Raw genomic sequence first — 18,885 nt, 5'->3', positions numbered from 1 at the left:
GCTTGACTTGAGCAAACTTTCCAAGACGGATTAAAGAATTATTCTCGCGTTTAAATTCCGGGGCAACTCTACCAGACGCTCTCGCGAAGAGACCTTTTTAAATAATGGAACGCAAGAATCTTCTCTTCTTAGGCAACGCCCAACAATTCCATTTTCCAAAATTTAAAATCTAAAATTCGGTGATATATACTGTGTTTTGGCTCTTGAGCCGCCATGAGCGTGAATGATACTGCACACAACGACAATTTTGCTTGGAATCGGCAAGTATACCACCGCCTGAAACTTGCCCTAAGTCTTGGCTTACGACGACAACTTTTTTTAGCGGTATGTGATGATTTACACTTGAAAAACCAAGTAGCGGCCCGTTTGCATTCTACATTGGCTTATCCTGTTGGACAGGTGCTATATCAGTCATCAAATGCTCAGGAAAATAGCACTCCAGCTTATCCGCGATTAGTGACGTTGCGTTTGAATTTAAACGATCCCAATCCCATCGTTCAGATAAATCAATGGTTGGCTAATTATCCACCGCCAATTGTTGGGGCATCAAAAGATACCCCAGGAAGACCTTTTCCAATACCAGCATTTCAGATTGTCGGCGTGGAGCAGCTAACCAAGCAACCAGTAGCAACACAACGGTTATTTTTGCACTATCTCCGCTTAAGCGAACAATATTTCTCTACACAAGAATCGAGCCAATTTCTAGAATCTAACTTGCTGTTGTGGATACCGCGTCCTTGGTTATCTGCTATCAAGCAATCAGCGCCACAGTTTTGGCGTTGTCGTACTGGCCTATTTGTGTTTGCTGGAGAACCCACACCAGCGACTCAGAATTCGGGCTATCCAGAACGTTTTTCACGTTCTGGAAGCTTGGATTTAGGGAATGTTGAGCAGTCGATTCTAGATGAATCAGTTACCCAAGCAGAACTCAGAACCGCAGCCAGCGAGTTAAAGTTTAAGAATAATTCCGATTTTACGGCAGAAACACAAGGTAATGGCGTACACAAAATCCAGGAAGCTTCGCCGTCAATAGCGGATTTATTGAAGAGTGCGCCACAACAGCAGGAATCTAACTTAAGGTCTGGTAGTGGGAGTAATAATCAATCGCTGTCGTCTTTATCTCATATTAGTAGCGAGTTAACGGAGCTAGTAATAGCAACAATCAACACAAATATTGCTCAAGATAGAGAAGATTACTTACAACTACAGCAGATTTTGTTGGAGATTGAAGAATTACACGAAAAGCAAATTATAGGGGAGGTACTGGCAGAAGCATATCATCGCTTGGGCACATTATACCGCTTTCGCATTGAGCAAGGAGAGTCAACCCTAGAAAACCTGATGGTGGCAATTATTGCCTATCAGGAGGCAATTAGCTATGACGAAACCTCACCGCAACTACCAGATATCTTGAATGACTTGGGTACACTCTACTGGATGCTATACCGTACACCACCCAATTCTGAGGAGGGACAAACTTATATAGAGCAGGCAATAGAATTTTATCAGTTGGCGTTAAAGATGATTTTGCCCCAGACACATTCAGAAACTTACGCTCGTGTGCAAAATAATTTGGGGACGGCTTATGGTGATTTAGCTCGTTTTTCTCACCCATCTGAAAATTGGGAGCAAGCAATTTTAGCTTACAGTGAAGCACTTAGCTACCGTACAGCCGATATGGACTCATTAAAGTATGCAGCTTGCCAAAACAATTTGGGTACTGCTTACTGGCATCTAGGGCAATACAATCAACCGATTGTGCATTTAAAGAAAGCGATCGCAGCTTACAACGAAGCACTTGTACACTACAACCCCGAAGAGGAACCGCTCAAGTATGGCATGATTCAAAACAACATCGGCACTGCCTGCTGGAATCTGGCACAATACGAACAACCTGCCCAAAATCTCCAGCTAGCTATAGATGTCTACAGCGAAGCTCTTAAGTATCGCACTCCAGCTAATGTTCCCAGCGCCTGCGCCGCTACACAAAATAATCTGGGTACTGCTTATTGGCATCTAGCAAACCTATCTCAGACAACTAAACAAGCACGGCAAAAGTATCTGCAACTATGCATCAGCGCTTACGAAGAAGCTATAGCCTTGGCTCACTCACTTAGCAGTACTTCTTTAAGTTTTGATCTGCTTGCTTCTTATAATAATCTGGGACTAGCCCATTATCAGCTAGTAATAGATAAGTCTTTTAATGGTGATACAACACGTTCTCAACACTTAGAAGTAGCATTAGATAACCATTTGCAAGCCTTAAACGGATTAAGTAAACAACCAGAGGCTTATCAAACAACCTTCACTTATGTGGTGAAAACTATTCGTGCTTTTCATAATGAATTAGGGATACAAGGACAAAATCTGGCTTTATCTAAAGTTCCTAGTCAGTTGTTGCCAGAGATTTTGTCAAAGTTATAAGGGATTGATACTCCCCAGCCCTAAAGGGACGGGGATTCTTGAAGAGTCATTTTTTTGATTCTCAATATATTGCTTAATAGCGGATAAAGGAGCGCCACCTACCGTAGGGAGAAAATATGAGTTAGTCGCATAGTAGGAAGACGACTTTTTAACCACGGAAATTCTTGTCTAAGCAGTCGAGAGGAACGAATTCAACAACCTTAAGGCATTGAGTTAAACTAGAGGTCATCGTGCGATTATTTTCCCCCTATTTCCTCTTAACCGAGCAGTATTGAATCCTATCCCGGCTTATGATCCAAACGGGTGGCTTGTTCTAGGGCGGCTTTTTCTCTGGCTCGGCGGGCATAGGGTTGTAATTGGGTGCGATCGCAACCTGTTAAAATACTCAGGTTTTCCAAGCTAATCCCCCGCATTAACATTTCTACGCGCCAGGTTTGTTGTGCTTGGGCTACAGATGGCCTTTGTCCTTGGGGAGTTAATAGTCCCTCACTCCATGCTTGCCAACGTGTCTGAAGCTCTGATTCTGAGAGCGGTTTGCCTGTTTCATTCAAAAACATGGCTGTTTGAGCATCTTTACGGCTTTTGAGCCATTTGATTAAAGGATTATTGGTGAAAGAACCGTAGCGTTTGCCCAAAATCCACTGATTCACAGGTACTTGACGCACAAATCCTGGAATTGTGATTTGCAGCAAGTGCCCTTGAGTATCGTAGATTTGGTGCAATCGCTCTAAGCTAATTATTTCTGTGGCGGATAATCCAGCCCCAAATAACACATAAGCTAAGGCATAATCTCGTATTCCCAATTTCCTGGCTTGTTGCAGAATTTCGTGAACTAAACCAGCAGGCAAATCAGCTACTTCTGTGGTAATGAACCCTCTTTGTAAAGAGTTTATTGCTGATTCTGCTGAAGATGACATCGCTCCATGTAAAAACAACTCCACCAAATTTTCCAGAAAATCATCCCGATCCTCCCAAAGTTCGTGAAATTCGCTGGTGAACTCAATTACGGCATATCCCAAGATCATCCCATTTAGCAAACTGGCTAATTTTTCTGCCGGTAAGTAGGTATTTAAATGTCCTTGCTGGATTACAGTAGCTAAATACTGAGCTACATAACGGTTTGCCTCTGTGACTCCCCTGCCTAGTGCGCGGCGATTTTCTGCCGGGAATTGGTCGGCTTCACCTACCACAGACCGGACAAACTCTGGCACTCGTTCTAATGCATGTAAGCTGTCACTTGCATAATCTTTAAGAGCTTGGTAGACATTGCCGGGAGGCGTTGCCCGCCTCACCAGCGACTCACCTAAATCCTTGAAGGCTGCGGACTCTTCCAGCACAGCCAAAAGCAGTCCATGCTTATTGCCAAAATTCCGAAATAGAGTCACTTCGTTGACTTCGGCTTTTTCAGCAATTTGGCGGGTTGTGGTAGCGCTGACTCCGTGAGCAGAAAACAACTCAAGTGCAGCTTGAATCAGGCGTTGACGAGTTGAAACGAGTTGAGATGACATAGAAAAATGCAAGTGGCACTTGCACGGATATCAGAGTTCTGCTAGCATAACAAATGTAAGTGATACTTGCTTTCCTCTACTCTAACGAACTGGTGTACAGGGTGGGTAGCTCCCTTGTGGGATTATGCCCAATAAAAAGCAAATCGCTTCATGATCCATCAACAGGAACTTTTATGACCGCAAATTTTGGGGCGATCGCCCCTGAGAGAGGCAAGCCACCTCAACTCAGTTGGACGAATGTAGTATTTTTTGGTACATTCCATGCCTTAGCACTTCTGTCTCCTTGGTTTTTCTCCTGGTCAGCATTAGGTTTGCTAGTGTTTCTGCACTGGTTATTTGGGAGCATTGGTATTTGTTTGGGATATCACCGACTACTGAGCCATCGGAGTTTCCAAGTTCCTAAGTGGTTAGAGTATGCGATCGCCCTCATTGGAGCGTTGGCTTTGCAAGGTGGGCCAATTTTTTGGGTAGGTGGACACCGCCAGCATCACGCCCACACAGAAGATATCAATTTAGACCCCTACTCTGCCCAAAGAGGCTTTTGGTGGAGCCATATACTATGGATTTTCTACCCGCGCCCAGAATTTTTTGACTATGACACCTATATAAAATATGCCCCTGACCTAGCAAGACAACCCTATTATTGCTGGCTGGATCGCTACTTCTTGCTGTTGCAAATACCCTTCGGGCTGCTGCTTTATGTCTTAGGAGGATGGTCTTTCGTATTCTACGGAGTGTTTCTCAGATGTGTCTTGCTTTGGCACTCAACCTGGTTTGTCAACTCAGCATCACACCTGTGGGGCTATCGCACCTTTGATGCCAATGATGGCGCTCGTAATCTTTGGTGGGTATCCATCGTAACTTATGGAGAAGGATGGCACAATAACCATCATACTTATCCCCACATGGCAAAATCTGGGTTTTCTTGGTGGGAGATTGATGTTACTTGGTGGAGCATTCTAGTTTTGCAGACTTTGGGTTTAGCCAAAAAAGTTGTTTCGCGTCCTCCTCAAGGTGCAACTCACGGCTAAATTGCAACTAAATTATTATAAATTTGTTAAGCCAATTGCTTCTCGCAGTTGGCTTAATAAGCTATTACGCATTTTAATTGCATATTTAAATGATGATTAATACTTCTAGGTTTCGCCAGAGGATTCTGTTAGCTGTCATCACACTTAACCTTAGCTATTTCACGGTAAAATCTAACGGTTTAAATCACCGCAATACATCAAAGGCAAGCAAGAAGGAGCGCGTGAACAAAAGTTTAGAATGATACCTTTGTTGTTGAGATTGGGATTGAGTTTTGAAGAAACAGCAAAAGAGTTAGGTTTGAGCCTAGAAGAGATTCAGCAAGAAATGCAAAAACAGCCTCCAAGTCAGGATACGTAACCTACAATTAGCACTAATCAAAGATACCCCTAAATATTCCTGCTATTTTCCATCCCCACAATTTTTAATTTTTTCTATGATTTCGCTCTCTCCGATTCTCCAAGCTAGACTTTCCCAACCCTTAAAAATTGGCTCGTTCGAGGTAAAAAGTCGGGTTCTCCAGTCGCCTCTATCTGGGGTGACAGATTTGGTGTTTCGCCGTCTCGTGCGTCGCTATGCCCCAGATTCGATGATGTATACCGAAATGGTGAATGCTACAGGGTTGCATTATGTCAAGCAGTTACCCAAAATCATGGAGGTAGACCCAAATGAGCGCCCAATTAGTGTTCAACTATTTGATTGTCGTCCCGATTTCCTGGCAGAAGCAGCAATAAAGGCAGTTGCAGAAGGTGCTGATACTGTTGATATTAATATGGGTTGTCCGGTAAATAAAATCACTAAAAATGGTGGCGGTTCTTCGTTGTTGCGACAACCAGAAGTAGCAGAGGCAATTGTGCGGGAAGTGGTAAAAGCTGTTGATGTCCCTGTGACAGTAAAAACCCGTATTGGCTGGAATGACAACGAAATTACTATTCTCGACTTTGCCAAGCGGATGGAAGATGCAGGAGCAAAAATGATCACAGTACATGGACGCACCCGTGCCCAAGGATACAATGGCAACGCCCGTTGGGAATGGATTGCCCGTGTGAAAGAAGTGCTTTCTATCCCAGTGATTGGGAATGGAGATATTTTTTCCGTTGAAGCGGCGGTGAAATGTTTAGAGCAAACTGGCGCTGATGGTGTAATGTGTTCGCGTGGGACTTTGGGTTATCCATTTTTGGTGGGAGAAATTGATCACTTCCTGAAAACTGGGGAGATGTTACCGTCACCAACCCCGATTCAGCGCTTGGAATGTGCAAGAGATCATTTACAAGCCTTATGGGAATATAAAGGCGATCGCGGTGTGCGTCAAGCCCGTAAGCACATGACTTGGTATGCTAAAGGTTTCGTTGGTGCTGCCGAACTCCGAGGACAGCTAAGTTTAGTTGAAAAGGTAGATCAAGGTTTGGCAATGATTGACCAAGCAATTGAAAAATTGGCTAATGGTTATGAACTAGAGGAAGAAGCGCAAGCTAGTTTGGTAATGCTTTAAAAAATTGATTTTACCAGTAGTTTGGGGTGATCTTGCTGGTTGCGAAAAATCAGGCGATCGCTTGGATACTGCTACTTTATTTTATGGATTGTTAGCTTGAAAATTATATTTCCTGATGATCATATCAATGCCTAATTTTCATAAATCTCTAACGGCAAATTATCAGGGTCTTTAAAGAAAGTAAATTTTTTACCTGTAATTTCATCAACTCTGATATTCTCTACTTCTAACCCTTTTGATTTTAAATAAAAAACAGTTTGCTCTACATCATCAACTTGAAAAGCAATATGCCTTAAACCACAAGCCTCTGGTTTACTAGCCCGTTCTGGAGGATTCGGGAATGAGAATAACTCTATTTGAGCATTTTCTCCAACTCGTAAATCTAATTTATAAGAATTTCTCTGGGCGCGAAAAGTCTCTTGAATAATCGAAAATCCTAAAGTTTCTACATAAAATGCTTTGGAGCGATCATAGTCAGAGCAAATAATAGCTACATGATGAATACCAGTGGTTTTCATGTGTACTTCTCAAGCTAGCAATCATTTACCTCTACCACTTTTACCAAAACTTTACTAGTACATTGTGGCGGAAGTTTGCCTAGCTTCGTTCACCTTTAAACTAAAATTAACCTTGACAAATTACAGATAATGTGAATAAGGCGTTTGAGGATTTTATTACTCTGAGTTCATCAAACACCTGTGTTGTAGCCTGACAGATAGAAATGATAGCGATCGCTACGCCCGCCGCAGGTATCACATATTTAACTTAAATTCATATTCAATCAGCAAAAAGGCATATTGCTTTCTCAAAACTTCATATTCAATAAGCAAAAAGGCATATTGCTTACTCAAAATGCTTGATTGCTTTCTCAAAATGCCTTATTGCTTTCTCATTTTGGTATTTTCCGCAAGCCAAATGGCATATTGCTTACTCAAAATGCCTTATTGCTTTCTCATTTTGGTATTTTCCGCAAGCCAAATGGCATATTGCTTACTCAAAATGCCTTATTGCTTTCTCATTTCGGTGTTTTCCGCAAGCCAAATGGCATTTGAATTACTAAACTCGCTTGTTTGCTAGTTTATTTAACTAATTCACGCATTAATTTTGGTGTAACGTTTATTTGTAGTTAATTATTTCTTTTTGTACCTTACCCATGCGGGAACCGCTATAATGCCTAAATGATATTAATCAGTAATTTGCTTATAAAATTGGGCGGAAATAAGAAGCTAAAAATAAGCAATACCATGAAGTTATATACGACCATAATTTTCGTAAGGAGCTAGGGTTACTTCCATGAAATTAGATCGCATCATCAGCAATCCTAATCGCATGAATGGACAGCCCTCTATTCGTAATCTTCGCCTTACCGTTCGTCGAGTGATTGAGTTATTAGCTACCTATCCTAATCGAGAAGAACTGCGCCAGGAGTTTCCCGAATTAGAAGATGAAGATATTCAGCAAGCTTTAATTTTTGCATCGTCCTACTTGAGCGATGCCTGCGGCGGGCAAAGCCAACGGATCATTGAACTACCTAACCGCTATGAAACTGTTGTTTAATCAGGGATTACCAGTAATCGACAAAGATTTGGAATTTATAAAAGCTAAACTAAGTTAGCCGATGGTATCCGCCTATATTCTATGAGGTATTGTTCTATAAATTTTATTGGTCTTCAACTGCGCTTTGTTCATACTCAGTAATAATGCTCCTAATGTCATCTGCTGCCATATCAGCTTGTTCGGATTTAGTATAAATAGTGAGCAGAATAATCCCCATTGCTGTTTTAATGTAATAAATCAGACGGTAGCCACCACTTTTACCTTTTTGAACATCGCTATTTCGGACTCGCAGCTTAAAAACTGCATAACCAATCTTAGATATTTGATCTCCAGGTAACTCTCCCCGTTGAAGTTGTTCAATTACGGGTTGTATATCATTACGAATACTCCGATATTTCTTGGCGAGGGTGCGTATATTTCGGTTGAACGTTGGCGCGGTTTCAACTTGAATAAACGATTGCTCAGACATCTTCAAGTCCTTCCCAAAGTTGAGCCACGGGAATCGTTTGTCCGGTCATAGCTTCATGCCAAGCTTGACGAAAATCTTCTACAATCACTTTTTTAGATGGCTCATTTTCATCAATTTCTGCTGCTTCTGCGATCAGGACAATTACTTCAACACGACTGTTCTTATCAGTCATTAAGGGATGATCTAAAGTAAGTTGCCCATGCTCATCAATGGTTGCCATAACTTTAATTGCTTTCATAGGGACTCCAGATGAAGATATTCAGCAAGCCTTAATTTTTGCATCGTCCTACTTGAGCGATGCCTGCGGCGGGCAAAGCCAACGCATTATCCAACTATCTAACCGCTATAAAACTGTTGCTTTATCAGGGATTACTACTTTTTGCGACGGCATACTTATGCCAAATAGCTTCGATTTCATACCCATTAGGCTTTGGTGACTGCATCTTTCTTTCCATGACTTCTGCCATTCCTAGCATCATGCAAGTAAGGCTTGGGCATTCCATAGAAATTACTAAATCTTCCCATAAAAAGAGTATTGGTGATGTTTCCTGTTGTTTTTCATTACCGACTACAACGTATAAGCCATTCTCCGTGCTAGAAATGGGAAACAAGCGTGAAGAAAAATTATTGCTATTCAGAAGAGAAGCTAGAATTTTTTGCTGGCTATTATTTGTGTTTATTGATAACTGTAATTTGTGTTCGTCCTTCTTTAACCAAGAGGCTATAGAGCGATATATATTAATTGCTTCTCCTAACGAAAAAAAAACTTCGTCATCTTCCAATGGAAATTCAAATGGAAAATAACTGTCGAAGGAATCCCAATTTTTGTTGGGGTTTACACCAATAGGCAAACAACTATTACCCCTTTGGTATAATTCGCAAAGTTCTAATGGTAAATGAAACGGATAATTTTGAGTAAGTTCCTGGATCTGCTCAACACTTAATCTTGGAGGATAATCTGGATTATAACCGCCGCAAACACTCCAATATTCAAGACAGCCTATATAACCACTCTGTTCTGCAAGGATTGCAATCTTATCAATAACAGAGTTTATTGTTGACATTCTACACCTCCAAACAAAATCAATTTTTACTATTCCTGTAAAACGGTCTTTGATACAATCCTAGTTTTCTTAAGGTCTGCTTCGGAAAGTTCTTCACCAGCTTGCAAGCGAGTGGCGGAAGTTTGCAAGACTGTCGCGGCACCTTTATCTCCGATTTGTAAAGCGGTTTTAGCTGCTGTTTGTAGCATCGTGGCGGCACCAGTGCGATCGCCTTGTTGCAATTTCGCCTCGGCTAACTGGGTTTGGCGATACTTCGCTAATGCTAAAATAGATTGTTGTACCTGGGGATTAGATGTCGGTTGATACGCCCGAACTACATCTGCATACACTGGCATGAGGGGCGAAAGTAAACCTTGTTCATTAACCAATGGGTCATCATAACGGATTTGCAGATGCGCGATCGCTTGTTTTCCTTCTGGCAATTGTCCTAAATAAATATTCGCCAAAACTATCCGTTCTACATCCTGCATCAAATCTCCCAAACGTACAGCAAAGCTACCATCAGCTTCGGGTTCCACTGGTAACTCGATTGTGTCTGGGGCAACTTGGGCAATGGGTTTAAGTTCTGCTAATCGGACATTAGGCATTAGAGATAACAGCAAGTAGGCATTAGTTAGCCCAATCGACTGAATCCGCCCAAACAGTCGGCTAAATTGATCCACAGCTTGTTCAGGACGTTCAATATGGGCTAAAGTCCCACCACCGACATCAGCGATTTTTTCTAGCAAATCCTGATTCCAGCTATTGCCAAACCCGAAAGTGTTGATAGTTAGGTTCAGCTTTGCAGCCTTTTGCGCCAATTGAAGACAGCGCTTGTTGTCATCTCGCCCAATATCCCACTTCCAAATTCGCAAACCGCTATCACCATGCCCATCTGTAAGCAGAAACGCCTGAGAAACAGCGCCTCTTGTCCCCTTCATCAGTTCTGTAATTCCCAATTCCAAACCCTCAGCGATTATAGTACCGCCGCTAGCGCTGAGTTTGCTTTTAATTTGAGATTTGATGCTTTCGGGGTCTTGAATCGCTTGGTTGGGGATAATGACTGACGCAGACCCGGAAAAAGCCACAACTGAGATGCGATCGCCCACTTTCAACCGATCGATTAATCCTTCCACTGCCTGGATCACCGTTTTAATTGGTTGTCCATGCATGGAACCGCTTCTATCCAAAATCAAGCAGAGATTAAGGGGCAGATTTTGGTCAAACTCACCAGCGATTGCAAAAATCGTCATTGCTAGTTGACGTTGGCTACTTGTTTGAGCCAGATCAACATTATTGTCATTTAACGCCGATAGCAATTTAACTTTCATGTCGGAGGGGTATCTTGCAAAACTGTTTTGGAAACCATCCTGGTTTTCTTGCGATCGCTTTCGGATAAATCTTGTCCAGATTGTAGCTGGGTGGCAGAAGTTTGCAACACCGTCGCCGCACTTTTATCTCCCATTTGTAGGGCAGTTTTAGCAGCCGTTTGTAACATCGTCGCTGCACCACTGCGATCGCCCTGTTGTAATTTCGTCTCGGCTAACTGGGTTTGGCGATACTTAGCTAATGCTAAAATAGAGTGTTGCACCTGTGGATTCGGGTCTGCTTGATAATTTTTGACTACATGGGCATAAACTGGGATATTTGGTGTAAATAAACCTACCTGGTTGGCGGCTGGGTCATCGTAACGGACTTGTACATTAGCGATCGCTTGTTCACCTGCTGGCAATTGTCCCAAATAAATATTAGCTAAAATCACCCGTTCTGCATCTTTCATTAAATCTCCCAACCGCACAGCGAAACGTCCATCAGCTTCTTGTTGCAGTGGTAACTCAATAGTGTCTGGGGAAACTTGGGCAATGGGTTTGAGTTCCGCTAGCCGCACATGGGGCATCAGGGAGAATAACAGATAAGCATTAGTCAATCCCACCGTTTGAATGCGGCTGAAGAGGCGATTAAACTCATCCACTGCATCTTCCGGTTTTTGAATGTAAGATAAAGTACCTAAACCAGCATCAGCAATTTTTTCTAAAACATCTTGGTTCCAATTGTCACCAAATCCCAAAGTATTCAAAGTCAAATTATAGCTAGCCGCCAATTGGGCGAATTTCAAACAGCGATTGTTATCACCGTGTTCATTTTCCCCATCGGTTAATAAAAAGGCTTGGGAAACAGTATCTTTTTTGCCCTTTGCCAACTCTTCAATCCCCAAGCGCAGTCCTTCATCAATCGCAGTCCCACCATCGGCAGTTAGGCGGTTAATTTGCTGTTTGATTTTCTCTGGATCTTCGATACTTTGACTGGGTACTAAGACTTTGGCACGGTGATCAAAAACTACAACACTGAGGCGATCGCCACTCTTGAGTCTATCTACCAGACGATTCGCTGCTTTTTTCACCGTTTCTAGCGATCGCCCGTTCATGGAACCACTATGATCGAGAATTAAGCATAAATTCAGGGGCACATGGCGATCTTGATTTTCGGCGATCGCTGAAATCGAAATTCCCAACTGACGTTGACTGTTCAGTTGATTTGCGTCCAAATTACCATCATTCAAGGCAGGCTGCAAATTAACCTTCATAACTCAAAGTCCCTATTCAGGATATACATATAAAAAAATAACTTCAAAGCAACACTTTAACTCTACGGAAAACCTATCCAACACAAATACACTAATATAATCAGAATATCTTAGAAGCCAAGCATTGGCAGATGCGAAGCCGCCTTTAGTATTAGGGAGAAATCCGCACCTTAAGGAAGGCTGGCATCGCGCTAGGATGTATTACAGTTAACGGCATAGTTTCAGGCGATCAGTTGTTATGGACACTTCCCCAATCAAGGCTGTTCAAGCCCCATATTACGGCGATAACTTCTACCGGACACCGCCGCCAGATTTACCTTCCCTCTTGTTGAAGGAGCGAATTGTCTATATTGGGATGCCACTGGTGCCTGCTGTCACCGAATTAATCGTGGCCGAGTTGTTGTTTTTGCAGTCCGACGACCCCGAAAAGCCGATTAAAATCTATATCAACTCCACCGGTACTTCCGGTTACAGTGGCGAACCCATTGGCTTTGAAACCGAAGCCTTCGCCATCTTTGACACCATGAAATATATCAAACCTCCTATCCACACCATCTGCGTCGGTTCCGCAATGGGTATGGCAGCGATGCTTCTCAGTGCTGGTACAAAAGGTTGCCGCGCTAGTTTGCCTCACTCCTCGATTATCCTGCATCAGCCCAAGAGCTACGCCCAAGGTCAAGCAACGGATATTCAAATTCGCGCCAGGGAAGTTTTGGTAAATAAAGGGGCGTTAGTTGATATTTTGCATCGCACCACTGGACAGCCCCCAGAAAAAATTACTAAAGATATGGATCGGCTGTTATATCTGACACCCTACGAAGCGAAGGAATACGGGCTGATTGACCGAGTTTTTGAGAAAGAAGAACTCGCAAATCCTCCGCTCCCTGCCAGTGTCCTTTAATTTAGTTAGGAGTTATGAGTTATGAGTTATGAGTTATGAGTTATGAGTTATTGAAAACTCCTCACTCCTCACTTTTAACTTCTAACTTTCAACTGCTCACTCCTAACTCTCCCACCGCCCCCAAATTATTAAAAACGGAGTAACGAAAATGCCTATAGGCGTTCCTAAAGTTCCTTACCGGATGCCCGGTGGACAATATACAGATTGGATTAGCATCTACGATCGCCTTTACCGGGAACGGATTATTTTCTTAGGGCGAGATATTGATGATGAAATTGCCAATCAAATTATCGCTGTAATGCTGTATCTGGACTCAGATGATCCAGGTAAAGATATTTACATATACATCAATTCCCCTGGTGGGATGGTTACATCTGGCATGGCTATTTTTGATACCATGCAACATATCAAATCAGATGTAGTGACTATTTGCGTCGGTTTAGCAGCTTCAATGGGGTCTTTCCTGCTGGCAGCTGGCACCAAAGGCAAACGGCTAGCATTGCCTCACTCACGGATTATGATTCACCAGCCTTCAGGTGGCACCCGTGGACAAGCAAGCGATATCGAAATTGAAGCTAGAGAGATTCTGCGGATTCGTCATCAACTCAATGGGATTTATGCTGAGAAAACTGGTCAGACCATAGAAAAGATTGAAAAAGATATGGATCGCGACTTTTTCATGTCTGCCGAAGAAGCAAAACAATACGGTTTAATTGACCGTGTGATTGAAGAACGAAGCTCCGTAATAGTACCGGAGTAAGCAGGAGGGAGTAGGGAGTAGGGAGTAGGGGGGATGAGGAAGCAGGGGAAGCAGGGGAAGCAGGGGAAGAATTCTAACTCCCCACTCCTGTACAGACGCGATTAATCGCGTCTCTCCTAACTCCCCACTCCTGTACAGACGCAATTAATCGCGTCTCTCCTAACTCCCCACTCCTGTACAGAGGCGATTAATCGCGTCTCTCCTAACTCCCCACTCTCCACTCCCCTTCTTTAGATAAACTGTCAAGATTAAACTTTAAAAAAGCAAATTAGCCCTTATTATTAATAGTTCAGGCTTGAAGTAGATAGCTGATAGCCCCTACGTGGATATTCGATAGCTCATAGCTCAAGATGGATCTTGGAGATTGCTACCGTTTATTGGGTTTAAGGTCGGGAGCCTCTTTTGCTGAGATCAAAGCGTCTTATCGACGACTGGCGCAGCAATATCATCCCGATATCAACCCAGATGACAACAAAGCCAAAGATAAGTTTATTGCCTTAACAGAGGCTTACAAACTCCTGTTGACGGTAGTACTGCCAGAGGAAACAGCCACACATTTAAGTCAGGTGTCAACATCGAGGCGTGATGACGCTAAAGCAACGCATTGGCAGAAAACACCAGTAACAACGGTGACAAGCCAACAACCACCGAAACCAAAGCCGCCTAATCTATTGGAAATAGAAGAGAGGCTGAAGTGGAAGACTTATGAGCAATTGCAGCGATTTTTGCAAGAAAGACGATTTCCTCAAGCGATCGCCCTGGCGGAAGCTTTAGCAGATCGTTTGTCAGCAGATGCAGAAGTCCGCCAATGGCTAGCGATCGCCTATCAAATTTGGGGACGGGCGCTAATTTCGGAAAACCAACTGCTCAAAGGCAGAATTTATCTCAAAAAAGCTCTGAAAACAGACCCCCATAATAAAAGTCTTTGGTATGAAGTGCAGCGCGATTTCCAACGCTTAGAACAAATTTTTTAAGGATTATTACAAACCATTTGTAGGGGCACAGCATTGCTGTGCCCCTACCGTCTATTGCATCCAAGCGATAACCGCTATAAATAAATTGATCGAAAATGGTATCACTTAATTTTAGATTTTAGCTGAAGCAGCAGAAGCCCCACGCCATAATCTTTGATTTGGTGGTACTTGACATTATCTTCAATTCCATTATCCAAAATCCAAAATCTAAAATTGGTACGATCATCGTCGCCATCCGCACAACACTGCTCCTAATGTAGCGATTCCCTCAACAATCTTCTGTGTTGGCTGAAAGCTAAAAGCTAACCTGATGGCATCATCCCCCTGTCCATTGGCGTAGCAGCGAGTCCCTGGCAGAAAATTGACGCCGTGTTCACTGGCCTCGGTTAGGAGTGCTTTGGCGCTGATGTCTGGCGGCAATTTACACCAAACGAAGAAGCCCCCGCCTGGTCGCAAAGCAACTATATCACTGGGAAACTCGTGAGCGATCGCTTCTAACAACAAATTACACTTATGCTTATAGCAGGCGATTAGCTGCTGAATGTGATTATCTAGTTTGCCTGAGGCACAGTAGCGAGCCACCACATGGCTGATAAATGGCCCCACAGGCCCCTCACTTTTGAACATTGCCAGCCGCTCAATAATCGCTGGATCGCCACAAGCCCAGCCCAGCCTTATACCAGGCGCAATAATTTTCGAGAAGGTACTCACATATAATACCCACCCCTCCTTGTCGAGGGTTGCCAAGGGTGGCACAGCTTCCCCTTGGAAACGCAAATCGCTGTAAGCATCGTCTTCCACCACTAGGACGCCATACTCAGCCGCTAACGCTACCAGCTTTTGGCGGCGAAATAACGGCATAGTAGCGCCTGTGGGATTGTGAAAGGTGGGAATGGTGTAAATAAACCGGGGTCGAATACCCTGTTTCTTCAAGTCGCTCAATGTTACTTCTAACGCATCTACATCCATCCCCAACTCATCCACAGGAATAGTAATTAGGTGTGCGCCAGCGTGGATAAATCTATTAACTACTCCCAAGAAGGTTGGGCCTTCCACGATTACCACGTCACCAGGTTCGACAAACACCAATGGTAGCAAGCCGAGAATCTGAGAGGAACCGTAACCAATGATCAGGCGATTGCGATCGGCAGCGATTCCTTTAGCTTGCAAGCGGAGAATAATTTGCTCATATAGTTGATGTGAAGGTGGCCCGTAATTGAGGGCGATCGGAGCCTCTTGTGCCAGCACAGCCGCACTTGCAGCAGCCAAGTCAGTATGGGGAAAGAGAATTGGGTCAGCCAGACCGTAGGTAAAGCTAACACTGACGATTTTGGTTAACTCTGTACCATAGGTTGGTGGTGCGAGGTTTCTAGCTCTTTCGGCGAATAAATCACTAATTCGGTAAGCAGAAGTGCTGGTAGCCATAAGTAGTACAAAATTGGGAGTCAGAATACAGAACACACAAGAAAGCAATTAGCTAAAAGTCAGATCAAAGCAAGCGTCTGATCTATTAGCGTTAGCAAGGAATGAGCGTCACTTTTCAATCTTTGGGGTCTTAAACTTTCCTTAGCCGCCCCGAATTCATGGTGGATTCTGGCTCCTGACGAATGTATTCTTTTTTATAACATCATGACAACTATCGTGAATATTGACCAAAGAAATGAGTTTCAACCCTCTGTCTTGCCAAAAAAGGATAATGCGGTTGGCGTGGATTTGGGTATTACGACCTTTGCCACACTCAGTACAGGCGAAAAGGTAGATGCACCCAAGCCACTAAAGAAACGCATCTCTAGGATAAGATGTCCCTTTTGAAATCCAAAGGCTAGCGGGAACTTGGAAGGTTTTGATATTGATTTGATGAATGCGTTGGCTAGCAAAAACCGCAGGCATCGCTAAAGTAGCAGGTTTTGCAGTCCAGTTTGAAAGTCTGCCCCATGCCATTTATAAGGAATTGGCTGCCAATATATTAAATATTGCTCTAATATGCGTCACAATTAATACTGCCACCAAATTTAATTGATAAACTACAATCTCTTGTAGGTCTACTGTAGTCAGGGACAGCCAATTGTGGCACCTTGGATCTTAGTAGCTAGAAGCACCTTGGAACGGGAATTAAGGAACTTCCACTATGCTGATTTGCCCTCAGTGTAAATTTGAAAACCCCAATAGCAACAAATTCTGTCAAAACTGTGGCACGTCCCTGACCCACAAGGTCTGTCCTGAATGCAGTACCGATGATGTACCTGTGAATGCACTACGTTGTCATAACTGTGGCACGGAATGTGGAACAGTGTTTTGGGCAATTATTGCTCAGGAAACGACTGGGGAAGCTTTGAGAGTAGAGGGGAATGAAGGAGATAAGCCAGATGTGGGAGTACAGAAAGATGAGGAAGCAATATCCTTTTCATCTCCTTTATCCCCTAATTCTCAGATTGCATTAGGCTCCTATTTAGACTCCCAAGAGCGCTATCAATTGTTAGATACGCTACCTGCCCAAACGGAAACTGCCACCATTACTGATGTAGGTGGGAGAGTTCTAGACTGCCAGCCGTATCAAATATCACCCATTGCGGCAATACTAGCAAGTCAGCAATCAGATTTAGTAACGCCATCAGTGGAAGCAAGTGGAATTCCTCCCCTTGCTAAACCTTATATTGCCTTACAATCCCAAGGTCATCGGGAGATACCGCCGATTCACGATGCATGGCAGCAGGGTAATATGCAGGTAGTAATAATCGAAGACCGCTCGCATTGGCAGCATTTACTCGACGTGTGGCAAGAAGAGACAACGAGTTCGTTAAAAATTTTACACTGGTGTTATCAAATGGCCCAACTTTGGGCAGTATTGGAACCAGTAAATTGTCGTCAAAGCCTTTTAGATTTGTCGAATTTGCGATTGGATGAAGACCAAACGCTGGCGCTACAAAGGTTGTATGTGGAATCATCGAATTCTCAGCCCAGCGTCGAGTCGTCAGAAGATGCTCAAGTTCAAACATCTTCTGCTATTCCAGAGGAACCGTTAACTATCCAAGCTTTGGGGCGGGTTTGGCAAGCGCTATTTAGGCAGTCTCAACGCACTCAATTTGGCTCTGTAGTCCAGATGTTGGGGGATTTGGATGTAGGTAAGATTCAGACGATCGCACAGTTGCGATCGCGTTTGGAGGAAATCTCTGTTGAGATAGAAGCACTAGGAAGCGCAACTTTGCCCCCAATAAAGGAGAATACTACTGTGCCTACTATCCCGGAATCAGATGAGCCAGAAGATATCATTAGCAAAACGGATGATATGCCAACTGTTGTGCTGGCGATGCAGTTAAGTAGCTTGGAAGATGCAGGATGCACAGATGTAGGGCGTCAACGTCATCATAACGAAGACTACTTTGGCATTGAAACCAAAATTCACAAACTGGAGTTGCCCAAAAGTCGAGTTCTGCAAGGGCATGGTTTGTATATTCTCTGTGATGGTATGGGTGGACACGCTGGCGGGGAGATAGCCAGTAACTTAGCAGTCAACACCCTACGGCAATACTTTCAAGAACACTGGATTGCCAACCAACTGCCAACAGAAGATAGCATTCGTGAGGCAGTGTATTTAGCTAATGAGGCGATTTACGAGTTCAATCAACAAGATGCCCGTTCTGGAGTGGGGCGCATGGGTACAACTCTGGTAATGCTCTTAATTCAAGATACTCAAGCAGCAGTTGCTCATGTGGGAGATAGCCGTCTCTATCGCTTGACGCGCAAGCGGGGACTAGAACAAGTCACAGTAGATCACGAAGTTGGGCAACGAGAAATTACGCGCGGAGTGGAAGCAAGCATAGCTTACGCCCGCCCGGATGCCTACCAACTCACCCAAGCCTTGGGGCCTCGTGATCAAAACTCAATTAATCCCGATGTAAGCTTTTTCGAGATCAATGAAGATACTCTTCTGCTGTTAGCATCGGACGGTCTATCAGATAATGATTTACTAGAAACCCATTGGCAGACTCACTTAGAACCCTTACTTAGTTCTGGCGTTAACTTAGAACGGGGTGTTACAGACTTAATTGATTTGGCGAACCAACACAATGGTCACGACAACATTACTGGTATACTTATTCGGGCAAAAGTACGCCCAAATTTGGAAAGTTGAAAATAAATGAGA

Annotated in this window: 20 protein-coding genes and 1 pseudogene; 11 read left to right on the top strand and 10 right to left on the bottom strand. The window is 43.5% G+C overall.

The features are described 5' to 3' along the window. Positions 1–213: 213 nt before the first annotated feature. On the top strand, positions 214–2,424 hold the full coding sequence (locus HWQ23_RS02240; protein WP_292823136.1) for a tetratricopeptide repeat protein: 2,211 nt from the start codon (positions 214–216) through the stop codon (positions 2,422–2,424). On the opposite strand, the pseudogene HWQ23_RS02235 reads toward HWQ23_RS02240, so the two are convergent. Together HWQ23_RS02235 and HWQ23_RS02230 are read right to left on the bottom strand one after the other, a co-directional pair. Continuing rightward, positions 2,419–2,612 (bottom strand): annotated as a pseudogene (locus tag HWQ23_RS02235) (IS200/IS605 family transposase); the annotation flags it as partial. The gene HWQ23_RS02240 and the pseudogene HWQ23_RS02235 sit on opposite strands and share 6 nt — an antisense overlap. 90 nt (positions 2,613–2,702) lie before the next feature. Beyond that, a complete protein-coding gene (locus tag HWQ23_RS02230; protein ID WP_292823135.1) occupies positions 2,703–3,932 on the bottom strand; it encodes a TetR family transcriptional regulator in 1,230 nt (409 codons plus the stop codon). Between the two features lie 173 nt (positions 3,933–4,105). Between HWQ23_RS02230 and HWQ23_RS02225 the strand changes: the two genes are divergently transcribed. After that, complete coding sequence (locus HWQ23_RS02225) at positions 4,106–4,963, top strand: acyl-CoA desaturase (RefSeq protein ID WP_292823134.1); 858 nt, start codon at positions 4,106–4,108, stop codon at positions 4,961–4,963. 434 nt (positions 4,964–5,397) lie between these two features. Next, on the top strand, positions 5,398–6,453 hold the full coding sequence (dusB, locus tag HWQ23_RS02220) for a tRNA dihydrouridine synthase DusB (RefSeq protein WP_292823133.1): 1,056 nt from the start codon (positions 5,398–5,400) through the stop codon (positions 6,451–6,453). Between the two features lie 131 nt (positions 6,454–6,584). Here dusB and gloA2 read toward each other — a convergent pair whose 3' ends face one another. After that, complete coding sequence (gene gloA2 / locus HWQ23_RS02215) at positions 6,585–6,971, bottom strand: SMU1112c/YaeR family gloxylase I-like metalloprotein (protein WP_292823132.1); 387 nt, start codon at positions 6,969–6,971, stop codon at positions 6,585–6,587. Between the two features lie 106 nt (positions 6,972–7,077). Continuing rightward, on the bottom strand, positions 7,078–7,209 hold the full coding sequence (locus HWQ23_RS02210; RefSeq protein ID WP_292823131.1) for a hypothetical protein: 132 nt from the start codon (positions 7,207–7,209) through the stop codon (positions 7,078–7,080). Between the two features lie 104 nt (positions 7,210–7,313). Between HWQ23_RS02210 and HWQ23_RS02205 the strand changes: the two genes are divergently transcribed. After that, positions 7,314–7,505 (top strand): hypothetical protein, encoded by a 192-nt coding sequence (locus HWQ23_RS02205; RefSeq protein ID WP_292823130.1) that lies wholly within the window; start codon positions 7,314–7,316, stop codon positions 7,503–7,505. Between the two features lie 241 nt (positions 7,506–7,746). Further along, positions 7,747–8,010, top strand: a complete 264-nt coding sequence (locus HWQ23_RS02200; protein ID WP_292823129.1) for a DUF433 domain-containing protein — start codon at positions 7,747–7,749, stop codon at positions 8,008–8,010. 103 nt (positions 8,011–8,113) lie between these two features. Here the strand turns inward: HWQ23_RS02200 and HWQ23_RS02195 are convergent, their stop codons facing one another. The 5 genes from HWQ23_RS02195 to HWQ23_RS02175 form a co-directional block, all read right to left on the bottom strand. After that, positions 8,114–8,479, bottom strand: coding sequence for a type II toxin-antitoxin system RelE/ParE family toxin (locus HWQ23_RS02195; RefSeq protein ID WP_292823128.1), 366 nt, complete (start codon positions 8,477–8,479; stop codon positions 8,114–8,116). Next, positions 8,472–8,717, bottom strand: a complete 246-nt coding sequence (locus HWQ23_RS02190; RefSeq protein ID WP_292823127.1) for a type II toxin-antitoxin system RelN family antitoxin — start codon at positions 8,715–8,717, stop codon at positions 8,472–8,474. The genes HWQ23_RS02195 and HWQ23_RS02190 overlap by 8 nt, the downstream gene beginning before the upstream one ends. Positions 8,718–8,841: 124 nt before the next feature. Beyond that, complete coding sequence (locus HWQ23_RS02185; RefSeq protein WP_292823126.1) at positions 8,842–9,543, bottom strand: hypothetical protein; 702 nt, start codon at positions 9,541–9,543, stop codon at positions 8,842–8,844. Between the two features lie 29 nt (positions 9,544–9,572). Then, a complete protein-coding gene (locus HWQ23_RS02180; RefSeq protein ID WP_292823125.1) occupies positions 9,573–10,853 on the bottom strand; it encodes a vWA domain-containing protein in 1,281 nt (426 codons plus the stop codon). After that, entirely contained in the window at positions 10,850–12,106 is a 1,257-nt protein-coding gene (locus HWQ23_RS02175; protein ID WP_292823124.1) for a vWA domain-containing protein, read from the bottom strand. Before HWQ23_RS02175 ends, HWQ23_RS02180 begins: the two co-directional genes overlap by 4 nt. A gap of 238 nt (positions 12,107–12,344) precedes the next feature. On the opposite strand from HWQ23_RS02175, the gene HWQ23_RS02170 reads away from it, so the two are divergent. From HWQ23_RS02170 to HWQ23_RS02160, 3 genes are all read left to right on the top strand, one after another. Further along, positions 12,345–13,007, top strand: coding sequence for an ATP-dependent Clp protease proteolytic subunit (locus HWQ23_RS02170; protein ID WP_292823123.1), 663 nt, complete (start codon positions 12,345–12,347; stop codon positions 13,005–13,007). Between the two features lie 148 nt (positions 13,008–13,155). After that, the gene (locus HWQ23_RS02165) at positions 13,156–13,767 is read left to right on the top strand and encodes an ATP-dependent Clp protease proteolytic subunit (protein WP_292823122.1); all 612 of its coding nucleotides are present in this window, start codon (positions 13,156–13,158) and stop codon (positions 13,765–13,767) included. A 350-nt stretch (positions 13,768–14,117) separates the two neighbouring features. Beyond that, positions 14,118–14,741, top strand: coding sequence for a J domain-containing protein (locus HWQ23_RS02160; RefSeq protein WP_292823121.1), 624 nt, complete (start codon positions 14,118–14,120; stop codon positions 14,739–14,741). Between the two features lie 222 nt (positions 14,742–14,963). Here HWQ23_RS02160 and HWQ23_RS02155 read toward each other — a convergent pair whose 3' ends face one another. Next, a complete protein-coding gene (locus HWQ23_RS02155) occupies positions 14,964–16,166 on the bottom strand; it encodes an aminotransferase-like domain-containing protein (RefSeq protein WP_292823120.1) in 1,203 nt (400 codons plus the stop codon). 204 nt (positions 16,167–16,370) lie between these two features. Between HWQ23_RS02155 and HWQ23_RS02150 the strand changes: the two genes are divergently transcribed. The 3 genes from HWQ23_RS02150 to HWQ23_RS02140 all read left to right on the top strand — a co-directional run bounded on the left by HWQ23_RS02150 (position 16,371) and on the right by HWQ23_RS02140 (position 18,873). Continuing rightward, on the top strand, positions 16,371–16,553 hold the full coding sequence (locus tag HWQ23_RS02150; RefSeq protein ID WP_292823119.1) for a transposase: 183 nt from the start codon (positions 16,371–16,373) through the stop codon (positions 16,551–16,553). Between the two features lie 49 nt (positions 16,554–16,602). Further along, positions 16,603–16,761 carry a hypothetical protein gene (locus HWQ23_RS02145; protein WP_292823118.1) on the top strand — a complete coding sequence of 53 codons (159 nt, stop codon included), beginning with the start codon at positions 16,603–16,605 and terminating at the stop codon, positions 16,759–16,761. A gap of 108 nt (positions 16,762–16,869) precedes the next feature. Further along, positions 16,870–18,873: a serine/threonine phosphatase gene (locus tag HWQ23_RS02140; protein WP_292823117.1), complete on the top strand. Its 2,004-nt coding sequence runs from the start codon at positions 16,870–16,872 to the stop codon at positions 18,871–18,873. The last annotated feature ends 12 nt before the right edge of the window (positions 18,874–18,885 follow it).

Source organism: Nostoc sp. JL33 (assembly GCF_017114985.1).
Lineage (GTDB): Bacteria > Cyanobacteriota > Cyanobacteriia > Cyanobacteriales > Nostocaceae > Nostoc.
Note: the sequence above shows the minus strand (reverse complement) of the source record. Positions and strands in the feature narration are given on the sequence as shown.

Coding starts and splice junctions, on each gene's coding strand:
- HWQ23_RS02165 (WP_292823122.1), top strand. CDS start 13,156: ATGCCTATAGGCGTTCCTAAAGTTCCTTACCGGATGCCCGGTGGACAA.
- HWQ23_RS02160 (WP_292823121.1), top strand. CDS start 14,118: ATGGATCTTGGAGATTGCTACCGTTTATTGGGTTTAAGGTCGGGAGCC.
- HWQ23_RS02150 (WP_292823119.1), top strand. CDS start 16,371: ATGACAACTATCGTGAATATTGACCAAAGAAATGAGTTTCAACCCTCT.
- HWQ23_RS02190 (WP_292823127.1), bottom strand. CDS start 8,717: ATGAAAGCAATTAAAGTTATGGCAACCATTGATGAGCATGGGCAACTT.
- HWQ23_RS02230 (WP_292823135.1), bottom strand. CDS start 3,932: ATGTCATCTCAACTCGTTTCAACTCGTCAACGCCTGATTCAAGCTGCA.
- HWQ23_RS02240 (WP_292823136.1), top strand. CDS start 214: ATGAGCGTGAATGATACTGCACACAACGACAATTTTGCTTGGAATCGG.
- HWQ23_RS02225 (WP_292823134.1), top strand. CDS start 4,106: ATGACCGCAAATTTTGGGGCGATCGCCCCTGAGAGAGGCAAGCCACCT.
- HWQ23_RS02185 (WP_292823126.1), bottom strand. CDS start 9,543: ATGTCAACAATAAACTCTGTTATTGATAAGATTGCAATCCTTGCAGAA.
- dusB (WP_292823133.1), top strand. CDS start 5,398: ATGATTTCGCTCTCTCCGATTCTCCAAGCTAGACTTTCCCAACCCTTA.
- HWQ23_RS02195 (WP_292823128.1), bottom strand. CDS start 8,479: ATGTCTGAGCAATCGTTTATTCAAGTTGAAACCGCGCCAACGTTCAAC.
- HWQ23_RS02140 (WP_292823117.1), top strand. CDS start 16,870: ATGCTGATTTGCCCTCAGTGTAAATTTGAAAACCCCAATAGCAACAAA.
- HWQ23_RS02200 (WP_292823129.1), top strand. CDS start 7,747: ATGAAATTAGATCGCATCATCAGCAATCCTAATCGCATGAATGGACAG.
- HWQ23_RS02170 (WP_292823123.1), top strand. CDS start 12,345: ATGGACACTTCCCCAATCAAGGCTGTTCAAGCCCCATATTACGGCGAT.
- HWQ23_RS02155 (WP_292823120.1), bottom strand. CDS start 16,166: ATGGCTACCAGCACTTCTGCTTACCGAATTAGTGATTTATTCGCCGAA.
- HWQ23_RS02145 (WP_292823118.1), top strand. CDS start 16,603: ATGCGTTGGCTAGCAAAAACCGCAGGCATCGCTAAAGTAGCAGGTTTT.
- HWQ23_RS02180 (WP_292823125.1), bottom strand. CDS start 10,853: ATGAAAGTTAAATTGCTATCGGCGTTAAATGACAATAATGTTGATCTG.
- HWQ23_RS02175 (WP_292823124.1), bottom strand. CDS start 12,106: ATGAAGGTTAATTTGCAGCCTGCCTTGAATGATGGTAATTTGGACGCA.
- gloA2 (WP_292823132.1), bottom strand. CDS start 6,971: ATGAAAACCACTGGTATTCATCATGTAGCTATTATTTGCTCTGACTAT.